The 13,090-nt window shown below is 63.2% G+C and carries 9 protein-coding genes; 5 read left to right on the top strand and 4 right to left on the bottom strand.

Translation table 11 applies throughout. The annotated features are described in order from the left end of the window. Nucleotides 1-201: 201 nt before the first annotated feature. Nucleotides 202-1,953 (bottom strand): acyl-CoA dehydrogenase family protein, encoded by a 1,752-nt coding sequence (locus NAM01S_RS09410; RefSeq protein WP_067782420.1) that lies wholly within the window; start codon nucleotides 1,951-1,953, stop codon nucleotides 202-204. A 298-nt stretch (nucleotides 1,954-2,251) separates the two neighbouring features. Next, nucleotides 2,252-4,009, bottom strand: coding sequence for a proline--tRNA ligase (locus NAM01S_RS09405; protein WP_067782417.1), 1,758 nt, complete (start codon nucleotides 4,007-4,009; stop codon nucleotides 2,252-2,254). Nucleotides 4,010-4,776: 767 nt separating this feature from the next. On the opposite strand from NAM01S_RS09405, the gene yaaA reads away from it, so the two are divergent. Continuing rightward, a complete protein-coding gene (yaaA, locus tag NAM01S_RS09400; RefSeq protein ID WP_067782776.1) occupies nucleotides 4,777-5,520 on the top strand; it encodes a peroxide stress protein YaaA in 744 nt (247 codons plus the stop codon). 336 nt (nucleotides 5,521-5,856) lie between these two features. On the opposite strand, the gene NAM01S_RS09395 is transcribed toward yaaA, so the two are convergent. Beyond that, nucleotides 5,857-6,492, bottom strand: coding sequence for an HD domain-containing protein (locus NAM01S_RS09395; protein ID WP_067782414.1), 636 nt, complete (start codon nucleotides 6,490-6,492; stop codon nucleotides 5,857-5,859). 332 nt (nucleotides 6,493-6,824) lie between these two features. Between NAM01S_RS09395 and NAM01S_RS09390 the strand changes: the two genes are divergently transcribed. From NAM01S_RS09390 to NAM01S_RS34875, 4 genes are all read left to right on the top strand, one after another. After that, complete coding sequence (locus NAM01S_RS09390; RefSeq protein WP_218018363.1) at nucleotides 6,825-7,421, top strand: DUF7873 family protein; 597 nt, start codon at nucleotides 6,825-6,827, stop codon at nucleotides 7,419-7,421. Between the two features lie 487 nt (nucleotides 7,422-7,908). Further along, a complete protein-coding gene (locus tag NAM01S_RS34885) occupies nucleotides 7,909-8,820 on the top strand; it encodes a hypothetical protein (protein WP_157107662.1) in 912 nt (303 codons plus the stop codon). A 494-nt stretch (nucleotides 8,821-9,314) separates the two neighbouring features. Further along, nucleotides 9,315-10,148 (top strand): AAA family ATPase, encoded by an 834-nt coding sequence (locus tag NAM01S_RS34880; protein WP_157107661.1) that lies wholly within the window; start codon nucleotides 9,315-9,317, stop codon nucleotides 10,146-10,148. Between the two features lie 10 nt (nucleotides 10,149-10,158). Next, nucleotides 10,159-11,373 (top strand): coiled-coil domain-containing protein, encoded by a 1,215-nt coding sequence (locus NAM01S_RS34875; RefSeq protein ID WP_157107660.1) that lies wholly within the window; start codon nucleotides 10,159-10,161, stop codon nucleotides 11,371-11,373. A gap of 525 nt (nucleotides 11,374-11,898) precedes the next feature. On the opposite strand, the gene NAM01S_RS09385 is transcribed toward NAM01S_RS34875, so the two are convergent. Then, the gene (locus NAM01S_RS09385; RefSeq protein WP_157107659.1) at nucleotides 11,899-13,068 is read right to left on the bottom strand and encodes a hypothetical protein; all 1,170 of its coding nucleotides are present in this window, start codon (nucleotides 13,066-13,068) and stop codon (nucleotides 11,899-11,901) included. Between the last annotated feature and the right edge of the window lie 22 nt (nucleotides 13,069-13,090).

The following is a 13,090-nucleotide window of genomic DNA, read 5'->3' as shown; positions in this document are numbered from 1 at the left end:
GCCGGGGCCATCCAGCTGTGCACGAGCCTGGCACCGTCGACCACCGGCCGCGCACGCGGCTGAGGGCATCCAGCTGCGCACGACCCAGGCGGCGTCGACCACCCGTCGCGAGACGGAGTCCCGCCTCGCGCGCCTCGACCAGGTCCGGCCGAAGACCGAAAGCGGGTGCGGCCGAAGCGTATTCGGCCGCGCCCAGCTCACTCAGGGACGCATCTCGTAGGCGCCGTCGTAGGACGCCACCTGGGCCCACACCCGGTCGAAACGCTCCCGGTCGACCTCCGGGGTGCGCAGCGCCGCCACGGCCCACTCCCGCTGCGCGGCGGTGGCGGAGGCCTTGCCGTACAGGGTGGTGGCGTGCGCGTTGAAGTCGCGGATCTGGAAGTCGAAGATCTGGTCGAGCACGTCGCGGTCCAGACCGGTGATCGCGGCCTGTTCCAGGATCAGCTGACCGTAGACCACCAGGGAGAACAGGTGGCCGATGGTGAGCATGAAGTCCAGGTCCTGCTGCTGCGCCTCGCCGGGGGCCGCGGTGGCCATCAGCTCGCGCAGCGCCGTGGCCTGCTCGTAGAAGCGCGCCACGTTCGCGACGTCGGAGTGCTTCTGGTACACCGGGTTCCAGTCCGCGAACTGCACCCGGCCCGCGCCGCGCGCCGGGCCCTGCCGCCAGAAGAACTCGTCGTCGGCCGCGTCCTGGCGGGTGCCGACCTCGGGGTAGTCCTTCGGGTTGAACAGGTAGTTGGGCAGGAACTTGAGGATCTGTCCGACGTTCACGTGCACCGTGCCCTCGAGCCGGGGCAGGGTGTTGATCAGGCGCTGCACCTCGTTGAAGTAGGTGTTCTTCTCGAAGCCCTTGGCCGCGAGCACATCCAGCAGCAGGGTCATGACGACCTCGCCCTCGGAGGTCACCTTGGACTTGGTCATCGGGTTGAACAGCAGGTAGCGCCGGTCGTCCAGGCTCGCGCTGCGGAAGTAGTCCACGGCGCGGTCGCTGAACAGCTTCATCGCGACGATGCGGCTGTAGGCGTCGACGAAATTGCCACGCACGTGCGGGAAGTCGGTGACCAGCTTGCCGTAGAGGACGCGGTTGTTGGCGTGCGTGATGGCCTCGTAGAAGGAGTGCTCCACCATGCCGATGCCGCCGTGGCACAGGTTGAACTTGCCGACGTTGACCGTGTTCAGCGCCGCGGAGAACGCCTCGGGGCCGGCGTGCAGGATGTCCTCGGCGCGCACCGGGTAGTTCTCCAGCCGGAACGTGCTCACGTACATCTGCTCGTTCACGACGTTGTCGATGAGGTGGTAGTTCTCGTGGCGACTGTCCGCGGCGAACCAGATGTAGCCGTCGGCGCCCTCGATGTCACCGCGACGGGAGAACACCGAAACCATGCTCGCCACATTGCCGTTACCGATGTAGTACTTGGCACCGTTGGCGCGGAACAGGATTCCGGCCTCGGCGTCGGCGCTGCCCGGCTCGGTGGGGGTGAGCACCATGTCGGTGTTGTAGATGTCCGCGCCGTGCGACTGCTCGGACAGCGCGAAGGCCATCACCTGTCCGTCGGCCAGGTCGGCGGCCGCGCGCCGCTTGGCCGCCTCGTTGTCGCTCTGCCAGATCGGTCCGAGGCCGAGGATGGTCACCTGCTCGGCGTACCAGTAGGCCAGGCCGTAGAAGCCGAAGATCTCCGAGAGCGCGGCGTTGCGCGCGGCGTCCCAGCGGCGGTTCTCGTCGCCGTCGGCGTACGCGGCGGGAGTCAGGAAGGTAGCGAAGAGCTTCTCCTTCGCGACGAACTCGAGGAAGTCCGCGGTGAATACGGCGTTGTGATCGTCGGCGAGCAGCTGCCGCTTCCCGCGGCTCTCGAACCACTCGATGGTGGCCTTCAGCAGGCGGCGGGTCTCCGCGTCGAAATGCTGCGGATCGTAAGTGGCGGGGTTGAACAACAACGCCTCGGTGTTCGTCATGCCGGTTAACTTACCAGCGGGTAACAGCAGCGTGTGGGCGGTCCGTCGGTTCGCTGACCAGCAAATGCAGGCTACGGAAGCGTAAGGAGAAGGCTAGTGTCCAACCTTCTCACCACGGAACGATCGAGGAGGCGATAGAGGGGGCGCCGTGGGACTAATCCTCATGGTCCGCACGCGGTTGGCCGCGGGGTCGCAGGGTAGACGACAGCCCAGGTCGACCGTCGAGCGTCTGGTCGGCCCGAAACGACCGCCGCCCCGGTCTCCACTGGGGACCGGGGCGGCGAATGGGATGCTCGGATCAGCCGCGGATCTTCGCGACCACTGTCTCGACGGCCGAGTCGGCCGGAATCTCCTCGGCCTCGCCGGTGAAGCGATTGCGCAGTTCCACCTTGCCCTCGGCCCAGCCGCGGCCGATGACGAGAACCCAAGGCATGCCGAGGAGTTCGGCGTCCTTGAACTTCACGCCGGGCGAGGCGGTGCGGTCGTCGAAGAGCACGTCCATGCCCCGCGCGTGCAGGCCGGACACCACGTCCTCGGCGCCCGCGCGGGCCGCCTCGTCCTTGTTCGCGATGACGACGTGCACGTCGAACGGCGCGATCTCGGCGGGCCAGCGCAGACCCTTCTCGTCGTGCTGCTGCTCGGCGATCACCGCGACCATCCGCGAGATACCGACGCCGTAGGAGCCCATGATCAACCGCACCGGCTTGCCGTTCTCGCCGAGCACGTCGACCTCGAACGCGTCGGTGTACTTGTAGCCGAGCTGGAAGATGTGCCCGATCTCGATGCCGCGCGCGGACACCAGCGTGCCCCGCCCGTCCGGCGAGGGGTCGCCGTCGCGGACCTCGGCGGCCTCGATGGTGCCGTCCGGGGTGAAGTCGCGGCCGGCGAGCAGGCCGACCACGTGCTTGCCCTCGCTGTCCGCGCCGGTGATCCAAGACGTGCCGGTCACCACCCTGGGATCAACCAAGTAGCGGATGCCGTTCTCCTGCAACGCCTTCGGACCGATGTAGCCCTTCACCAGGAACGGGTTGGCGGCGAAATCGGCCTCGGTGAGCAGCTCGACCTCGGCGGGCTCGATGGACGCGCCGAGACGCTTGTCGTCCACCTCGCGGTCGCCGGGGATGCCGATGCCGACGATCTCGGTCTTGCCGTCCGGGTGGCGCAGCTTGACCATCACGTTCTTCAGGGTGTCGGCCGCGGTGACGGGCCTGCCGTACTGCTCGGCGATGCCCGCCGCGTTGGCCCACTCGACCAGCGTCGCGATGGTCGGGGTGTGCGGGGTGTCGTGCACGACGGCCTCGGGCCTGCCCTCGATCGGCTGCGCTTCGGGAGCGGGCGTGATCACCGCCTCCACATTGGCCGCATAGCCGGACTCGCGGCAGATCACGTAGGTGTCCTCACCCACGGGGCTGTCGGCGAGGAATTCTTCCGAGGCGCTGCCGCCCATCGCGCCCGAGGTGGCGGCCACGATCACGTACTTGACGCCGAGCCGGTCGAAGATGCGCTGGTAGGCCTCGCGGTGCGCGTTGTAGCTGGCCTTCAGGCCGTCCTCGTCGAGGTCGAAGGAGTAGGAGTCCTTCATGATGAACTCGCGCCCGCGCAGGATGCCCGCGCGGGGCCGCTCCTCGTCGCGGTACTTGGTCTGGATCTGGTACAGCGCGACGGGCAGATCCTTGTACGAGTTGTACTCGCCCTTCACGGTGAGGGCGAACAGCTCCTCGTGGGTCGGGCCGAGCAGGTAGTCCGCGCCCTTGCGATCCTGCAGCCGGAACAGCGCGTCGCCGTACTCGGTCCACCGGTTGGTGGTCTCGTACGGGTCGCGCGGCAGCAACGCGGGCAGCGAGATCTCCTGCGCGCCGATGCCGTTCATCTCCTCCCGGACGACGTCCTCGATCTTGCGCAGCACCTTCAGGCCCAGCGGCAGCCACGAGTAGACGCCGGGGGCGATGCGGCGGACGTATCCGGCGCGCACGAGAAGTTTGTGACTGGGCACCTCGGCGTCGGCGGGGTCGTCGCGCAGGGTACGCAGGAAGAGGTGGGAGAGGCGGGTGATCACGGGTGCACAGCGTAGTCTCCGGCCACCGCCCCTCCGCAACGCGTTATCCATTTCGGGGCGCGCCGGAGGTCTTCATGATCGCGGCGCGCTACCGCCATCGGTTCGCGGGAGTTCGCGGCGCCGCTGTTTCGGCACTATTCGGCCGTGCCGCGACACCCGGATCGCCCGCACCGGCTCCTGCGCAGCTCTTGTCGCGTCAGCTCAGGGGCCTATACGGCCAGAGCGCTCCATCGAGACTCGGCTGGACCCGCGACGGCATTCGCGCGGTCCATGGGCACCCAGGTGCTACGGCCGGACGTTGCCAGTGCACGCCATGCCGGTTCCAGCATCGACTGGCGACCGACAAGGCAGCACTACCCTCCGGCGACCAACTTCAGTCCGGGGGATCATGGGCGCGCCCGCTGCGGCATCGGCCCAGCGGCCTCCGTAGCCCACGCTGGGCTTGCGGCTCTGTTGCTCACCGGCCCCGGGTAGTGCGCTTCCCGAGCTCGGGAGTCACGGGATCCCGTTGCGCCGACGCCCTCGAGCCGAGCTCAGGGGTCTGCCAGATCACGTTGCGCTGCCTTGCGCCGACGCGCGCTGCACCCGTTTCGGCGTGAACCCCGGTCGTGAGCGACCGCTCCGCCCTTCGGCCCTCCCACGGTTCCTACTTCATGCGCCTGCCGCAGCACACGCCGTATCGATTCCGGCGGCGATCCGGGGCTCGGATGGCGCGCCCCGCTACCGGCTCCGGTCAGCCGCGACGCGCGCCGGTACCGTATCGCCTCGTGCTGGTGCTGCTACCTCCCTCTGAAACCAAGTCCGACGGCGGCGCGGGCGGGCCGCTCGACCTGGACTTGCTCGCCATGCCGCAGCTCACGCCGGTGCGCGACAAGCTGGTGACCGAACTGGTGCAGCTGGCCGCCGATCCGGACGCCTCCCGTGCCGCGCTCGGTCTCGGCAAGGGAGCCGACGCCGAGATCGCCAGGAACGCGGCGCTGCGCACGGCCGCGACCCGGCCCGCGCTGGAGCGCTACACCGGCGTCCTCTACGACGCGCTGGACGCGAAGTCGTTCACCAAGGTCCAGCGCGCCAAGGCGTACGCGCGGCTCGGCGTCGGGTCGGCGCTGTTCGGCGCGGTGCGCGCGGGCGACCCGATCCCCGCCTACCGCCTCTCCGGCGGTTCCAAGCTGCCCGGCCTGCCGACCCTCTCGGCTGTGTGGCGCGACGTCCTGCCGGACGCCCTGGTGGCCGAAGCCGCGGGCGAACTCGTCGTCGACCTGCGCTCGGGCACCTACCAGCAGCTCGGCCGCGTCCCCGGCGCCGTCACGGCGAACGTCCTCACCGAGCACCCCGACGGAACCCGCACCGTGGTGAGCCATTTCAACAAGCACCACAAGGGTCTGCTGGCCCGCGCGCTGGTTCTCACCCGCGCCGAACCGACCGACATCCGCGGCGTGGCCCGGGTCGCGGAGAAGTCCGGCTTGCGAACCGAAATCGCCTCTCCCACCGAACTTCTCATCATCACCTGAGCCCGCCCAAGAGCCCTCGCCCGAGCGAGGCGAGCGCAGCCCAGATGTGGGCCTGCGCAGCCCAGATCGGCTACACCTACCTTCCACACTCTGCGCAGCAGGGCGTGCGAACGTCCCACGCCACCAAGGTGATTCGCCCCGCAGCCCCGAGCGCGGACGCAGGCCGCAAGCTCAGCGCCACATAGCCTGCACACGTCTCACATAGGCACCGCCTGTGCGAGGCGTGCAAACGGTCTGTGGCAACCACAGAGTGGGCTTCCGTCGAGGCTCGGGGGCCTGAACGCAGCGCCACAACGCGTGCGCACGCAGAGACGAAGCCGGGTGTGTCGTCGGGGCTCAGCGCGGCGGTTCGGCCAAGGTGTCGAGTTCGCGCTGAAGGTTGGCGCGGGCGATGGGTTCGAGGCGCCGCTTGGCGGATTCGGTGTGGAACAAGTGGGGCTGGCGGGCAAGGCTTTCGAGGATGGCGGTGCGGCCCGCGCGGTACAGGTCGTCCGGCACGTGGGCGTATTCGGCACGGACGGCGGCGGTGTACGCGGCGTAGCCGGGTTCGTCGGCGGCCAGTACGGCGAGATCGGCGTCACAGAGCACGCCGCCGTTGTGGTCGTCTGGCGCGGGATCATGGGATTTCGTGAGACGCACCAGTCGGCCGACTTCGCGCACGAGTTCCGTTGGCGCGCCCAGTTTCTCGAGCGCGACCTCGGCGAGTTCGGCGCTGCGCTCCTCGTTGTCGGTTCGGTCGACGGCGTACACGGCGTCGTGAAAGAACGCCGCGTAGCGCACGGCGGCCGCGTCCTCGGCCTGGTCGGCCAGCTCATCGATGACGCGCAGCATGCCCGCCAAATGCTCGACGGTGTGATAGTGCCGGTGCGGCTCGCTGTACCGCCGCACCAGGTCTCTCCCGACCGGCTCGGCGGCCGGACCAGCCAGCGCCGCCCACCGCTCCAGCAGCTCCCGCTCCACCTCAGGTGACATCCGCCCAGTCTTCTCCACGAGACCACCGCCGACAACGCCTCCGGCAATGGAGTTCGTCACCGCGCCAAGCCATCCCGCCGTCGCCCAAAGACTCCGAACTACCGCGGCACTCGAACCACAGCCACCGCAGCCAGCAGTGGAACTCGCCACCGCGACAAGCGATCAGCCACCCATGAAGCCCACCGATCTACCGGCCCAGAAAATGGAATGCACCGTCCACTACCCGCCGGTACCGTCACCAGAGCGACGACGGGGGGATTCCGAAATCTGGCGTCGCCCACATCGAATCGAAGCGTCCGGGCAACTCGTCATGGCGCGATCGGGGAGGACGAATGACCAAGCTGAATCAGATCATCGCGGTGGAGAAGGGCGTGAAGAGCGGCGCGCTGCGCGAGCTCGCCGAGACCCAGAACCTGCTGCAGAAGCCGTCGCTACTGGCCGGCATCACCCGCACCTACCAGCCGAAGGACGAAGAGGGCGAACAGCTTCCGCCGGAGGCGACGCGGGTGCAGGTGAAGTCCGAGGAGGTGTTGCGGCAGACCGCCGCCACGCTGACCCGCCTGTTCGACGTGACCGCGACCAAGGACTGGGCCAACCGCACCGCAGCGGCCGACGTGGTGGTCGACGGCGAGACCATCCTCGACGACGTCCCGGTGCCGTACCTGCTGTTCCTGGAGAAGCAGCTCGCCGACCTACTGACCTTCGTCAAGCGGCTCCCGGTGCTCGACGCCGCCGAGGCCTGGGGATTCGACGACTCCTCCGACACCTGGCGCACCGAGCCCGTCCGCACCATCCGCACCAAGAAGGTGCCGCGCAACCACGTGAAGGCCGAGGCCACCGACAAGCACCCGGCCCAGGTCGAGGTCTACTACGAGGACATCGCCGTCGGCTACTGGACGACGGTCAATGCACCTTTCAGAGAGCAATGACATGACCTGCGCAAATACCTCCGGTCCGCCAGTCTCACCAGGGACTTTGCACCGGAGGTGAGTTGTATCACAGCGGTTCCGGTTCGAGCTCTAGACACAGCACTTCCACGAACGAAGCCGCGCTCGCACGGGAGAAGTCGAACCCTCATACAGTCGCAGGTAGCCTCAGAAGACGCTCCGCAGACCGGGAAACCAAGCAGCGATTTGACGGCAACCGATCCACGATCCGCCAGATTCGGCGGCAGAGACGGCACCAACGAACTGTCGCAAGAGATCCGAATGTGACTTCGTGACGCACTATCAAAGCTAACCTGTGCTCAGAACGCACCGCCGCAGACCTACGCTTCGGGGTTCGCGCGCCGAGAAGCGGTGGTGCCCTATGCTTTTGCACACCAGAGGGTGCCACCCTCAACAGGGAGGAGTTGCGGCGGTGTGACAGGAGTTGGCAAAAATGCAGTCAGAGCCCTGGTGATGTGGATCGGATAGCATGACAAACCTTGCGATGTCGGTCAGTTATACCGGTGAAGAGTGGCAAGATCTCTGTGTCAGAGTGCTACATGAGCACCACGCTGCGCCGTCCTTGATTGAAGTTCCGGATGGCGATCGGGGCGACGCCGGACTAGAGGCGTTCTCTTTGGATGGCTGCGCGTACCAATGCTATGCGCCCGAAAACGATCCCATGCTTTCCACGAAGACCAGATATGAAAAGCAGCGGGATAAGATGACGACAGACCTTAACAAGTTCGTCAATAACGCCGAGAAGATACAGAAATTAATACCACCGGATCTACGCATTAAGTATTGGATACTTCTCGTACCGACGATAAATACTCGAAGCATCGTTGAGCACTCAAGGACAAAGACCGTCGAAGTGCGACAAGCATGTCTGCCCTATGCCGCCCCAGACATTACGATTGTCGCACAGACCCTCGCGTCATATCCCCGAGCTCGAGAGGCGGTTGTCCGAAGGCAGCTGGATAAACTGGCGCTCCCACTCCCCGAACCGATCGATTACAGCAATCTAGCTGACGACCTTGTCAAACACGTCGATAGCAAACTTGCCCATACGTCAGCTTTTTCCGATGCGGAAAAGCGAAGCAAGTTAGTATCTAGACTGATGAAGAATTATGTCGTTTCGCGCGGCTATCGGGACCATATACGGGACCAGTACTCAGAGCTAGGTGATGATCTTGAAAAACTACTTGACGATATAGAGGAACGGCTGTCTCTTCAGTATGCGTTAGACCAGCCAGTTCCAGATCGCCGATTAACAGTAGTACTCAAGGATACCGAAGAGGCGGTCAACGAATTACTCAATACTCGAAGTGATAACGGTCGCGAGATTGCAGAAGGTCAAGTTGCCGACTGGCTTATGCGCTGCCCGTTGGATTTCGCATGAATGAGAAGAACAGTGAACGTCGAGATGTCGAGTTAGCCGCATCTGATCTGGAGGTCGTGTTCAGGCGTCAGCGTAAACCGATCGAGGCACGACATAGGATTGCTTATCGGACTTCACTACTAGTTGTGGTTCTATCCAGATTCAACCGCGGTGCAGCGGATCTACAAAATCTGAACACAATCATGTGGGCCACCCGCAGCAGTCGCACTAGGCACATGTTCATTGCCTGGTGGGAAGGGCGCAGATTCAAAGATACCGTTACTGTTCGCGTAGATCCCGATCTGACAGTCACCCTAAACTTAGCACTAGTCGACGGAGTAGTTTCTCCCGCTAGCGCGGGGAAGCGCGTAAAGTTGACGGAGATCGGCTGGGCATTGAGTCGGCTAATCGATGACGAGGATGGCATTCTAGTGAAGGAGAAAGAGTTCCTCGGAAGACTGGATCGGCTCAGCGATTCAATGATGAGGAGAAGACTGGGGGAAGGACTAGCATAAATGAAGATGACGATTCGAGCTGTGCGAATTCGGGTCAACACCCTCGAAGGAGCGTACGGGCGCACAATTAAGTTGGGACCGGGATTCAACATCATCACTGGAGGCAATGCGCGAGGTAAGTCGCAAATTGTGCTAGGGATTATCTACGCGCTCGGTATGGAGCGCATGTTGAAAGCCAGAACCAATAATCCGATGGGCAGCGCTCTGACAACCGAGATTCAGACATCCGACGGCGACGAGTCGGTCGCTCTTGAGGTCAAGACAAGCTGGGTTGCCGTCGAAATGGAGAACGAAGCTGGCGAAGTAATGACAGTGCAGCGCTACGCTCGTCATCCTAGATTCGATCGGAACCTGGTCTATGTATGGCCGGGACCTGCATTGACTGACGCTGCGTTAGGCTTGGCACCGGATCAAATGTTTCTTCACTTACCCGGAAGTGCTTCTCGCGAGTACGGCTTCCACCATCGACTGACAGAGTTTCTGCGGTGGGACCTACCGGTGGTGACGACATATCGCGGCGAGCTAACCAAACTGTATCCCGATGTCATCTTCCCATTTCTTATTGTCGATCAGCAGTCGTGGGGATCCACAGGGCCTCGCAAAGTAGATAGGTATCAGATTAGGGAGTCCATACGGAAATCGGTCGAGTTTCTGGCAGGATTTTCGGGGCCAGGAACCGAAATCAGACGTGCTGAATTAGACCAGGCAATGAGCCACTTACGAACCAGGTGGGCTACCCAACTGGGTGCGGTTGAATCACTCGCCAGCTCGATCGGCGGACGCATAGTGGGACTGCCATCATGGGGGGGCTCTTGCCCGCGCACGAAGTTTTGAGCCACTCGGCTTGCAGAATGTTGAGCTTCAGGTCCTTGATTCCGAGGAGTGGCGGCCCGCCGGTACTCTCGCCGAAGCAATTTCCCAACAGATCCATCAGATTACGGATGCCGAGAAGCAGCGCGCATCGGCAGAACGGGACGAAGATCTGAACCGGAGGCTGGATGCTGCAAAGGCCGAGCTTGCAGACCTAGTAGCGGCTATGCGGCTCTTGGAACAGGATCTGGCACTGGGTGAGTCGCAACTTTACGCTTTAGACAGGCGGATTTCGATCCTAAAGGAGGAGAGGGATCGAAATGCAGATATACGAACTCTCGTCCGTTTGGGGGGGACAGTTTCGGCGTCGCACATGTCGGACCATAATTGCCCCACTTGCCAACAGTCTCTTGATGCCGTTGAGGCTCGTGAGCTGGGTCCAGTTCTGGACGTCGATGAGACCGTTAAATTGCTCAACGCGCAGGTATCTACAACAGAAAAAATGCGCGAACGCGCCCGGCTTGCGATTGACCAATCTTCAAGTGCCTATTCTGCGATGCAGAATAGGGCCGATGAACTCCGTACGATCGTTCGAGCGTTCGAATCGGATACTCTGTCCGCCAACACCACACCGAGCGCCGGGGATATAGCGCAGAGAATTTCGCTAGAACTCAGGTATAGCGAGATTGAGCGCACTCGAAATAGGGTTGGCGAACTTCTTGACGAACTTGTACAAACAGCCGGCGAAGCAGTTCAAATCAAGCTTGAATTGGACTCTCTTCCTACGGGCGTGCCCTCATCTGATGCGACGAAGATTGACCTCATAGTTTCTAACATGAGAAATCGGCTAAGTGCCTCGAACTTCCGAAGCTACAACATCGGCGATGTAGGATTGAATAGCGATTCACTACTTCCCGGACGATCCGGATTTGACATAGATACCGATGTCAGCGCGAGTGATGTTGTCCGTATCAAAATTGCCTACCTGGATTCGATCAGAGTTGTCGGCCGAGAGATTGGCCGGCATCCGAGCTTGCTGATTCTCGATGCGCCCAAACAGCAGGATATCGCCTCCAGTGATTACTCGTCCATTCTCCAATATTTGGCTCAGAGCTCCACCGACGGCAGTCAAACAATTATCACTGCGGGCGGACTGACTGGCGATGCCTTAAAGAAAGGCCACTTCGTTGATATAGGGGAAACTCGACTCTTGCAGCCAGTAGGCGAGACAGATCCCCTGGATCTCTAAGCGTGTCGGGCCGCTTTTCACGGTGCATGAAAATCACTGATGAAGTGGGTGGCAAGCCCCGGAGGGGTGCGGCAGCACCTTGCGTCTGAAGACCGTGATTGTTGCGGAGAGTACCGGTTTCCGCCGGTCGCGCTGCGAGGTGAGCGTGGTGGTTCGGTTTGTCCTCCTGAGCCCGGGCCAGGGTGCGCCGACCGGAGCGGAGCGGAGGGCGGGGCAACCCTGGGCGGCGCGCGTAGCGCGCCGCTCTTGACTCTGTAGAGAGAAATTCGGCAAGTTCTGATCTGTTGGGTTACCGGTTATCCTTCCCTTCTTTTCCTACTGATTCCCGGGGGTTCCCAACTTCCCTCACTCTCTCCCAACAGAGCCTTCAAGCCTGCGGCACAGGACATTTCGCGAATCAGACCATTGATTGCCTTGCTTCACGTGACGCGACGGAACGGCCCAACCCTGGGACCCGGGAACCAGTGAGGCGGTGGCCGAATCCGGCATGACCAGCCTCCGCGCAGTCGCTCGGCCTTCTGACGGTCAGGTGGTGCCGGGGTTGCGGCCGTGTATTCGTTCTTGGCGTGCGCGTTCGTCGCGTTCGCGGGCGTCGCGTGCGCTGCGTTCGCGGCGTGCGAGGTCGGCGGGTGTGATGGTGGTGCGATCGGGGTCAGGGATCGGTTGGGGGCCGCTGAGGTTGAGGACGTGGGTGACTTCCGGTGTCAGTCCGAGGGCGTGGTTTCGTTCCCGGGTCTGTTCGCGGTTGGCGGCTTCTTTGGCGCGTTGCTCGGCGACGCGTTCGGCCTCGCGGGCGGTGGCTCCGATGGTTTCGATGCCCCGCACGGTGTCGGCGCGTGTCGCTTCGCGATTTGCGCGCAAGATCGGATCAATCTGTTGTATCTGGTCGCGGGTCAAGCCCGCGGATTCCAGCGCTTGGCGGGTTTGCGCGTTCTCCGTCTCGCGGATGATGTGCAGCTGCTGGAACAGGTTGTTGTGGGTCTTGCGTAGATCCTTGGCCGGTATCGGATTGCCGCGCTCCTGGGCTTCGGCCAAGCGTCGTGTCTGCTCGGCTACCTCCTTGGCAAGAGCTTGCTTCTTGTCGGCGAGCACCTGCTGTGGGGTGCGGGCGGGTGGCTGCTTGTCGCGGGCCTGCACCTGTTTGGCGGGGCCGCGTGACTCGCGCTCTTTGGCTTGGGCATTCTGCCTCGCTCGCTGCTCTCGGGCCTTCTCGCCGACACCGGGCAACTCGAGCTGCTGACCGCGTTCCAGTTGCAGCCCCAGCGCCCAAATCCTCTGGGCATCACTTCGCGAGATGACCTGATGCGTGAACCGATCCGGGAAGTCGCGCTTCAGTCCGTCGATGAGCTTTTGCACGTCTTTCGCTATGAATTCGCCTTCGACGGAGCGAAGTGTGTGGTGTTCGATTTCCTCCCTGGCGAGAAGGTCTCGTACGACCTCTAGTTGCTTCCTGTCTTTGCGTCCTTCCATCCGGCCAGATTTTTCTTCGATGGTAGAAGCGCGCTCTCGTTCGCCCTTTTCTTTGTCGAACGCAATTTTTTGGCCGCCGGACTCGTACCCGCGCGATTGTTTGGCATACCCATTCTCGCGGTCGCGGAAGAACCGATCACACCCGTTCTCGAAAACCCGCCCACGTATGTTGTTTTCGACCTTTTCGCGGTCTCTGTCGTAGCCATCTGGCATGGCTTCGCCCACCCCCCAAAGCGTGGAACGGTGT

It is taken from the genome of Nocardia amikacinitolerans NBRC 108937, assembly GCF_001612615.1.
Classification (GTDB): domain Bacteria; phylum Actinomycetota; class Actinomycetes; order Mycobacteriales; family Mycobacteriaceae; genus Nocardia; species Nocardia amikacinitolerans.
Note: the sequence above shows the minus strand (reverse complement) of the source record. Positions and strands in the feature narration are given on the sequence as shown.

Excerpts from the sequence above, each read along its gene's own strand:
- NAM01S_RS09410 (WP_067782420.1), bottom strand. The coding sequence starts at position 1,953 with ATGACGAACACCGAGGCGTTGTTGTTCAACCCCGCCACTTACGATCCG.
- NAM01S_RS09395 (WP_067782414.1), bottom strand. The coding sequence starts at position 6,492 with ATGTCACCTGAGGTGGAGCGGGAGCTGCTGGAGCGGTGGGCGGCGCTG.
- NAM01S_RS09390 (WP_218018363.1), top strand. The coding sequence starts at position 6,825 with ATGACCAAGCTGAATCAGATCATCGCGGTGGAGAAGGGCGTGAAGAGC.
- NAM01S_RS34885 (WP_157107662.1), top strand. The coding sequence starts at position 7,909 with ATGACAAACCTTGCGATGTCGGTCAGTTATACCGGTGAAGAGTGGCAA.
- NAM01S_RS34880 (WP_157107661.1), top strand. The coding sequence starts at position 9,315 with ATGAAGATGACGATTCGAGCTGTGCGAATTCGGGTCAACACCCTCGAA.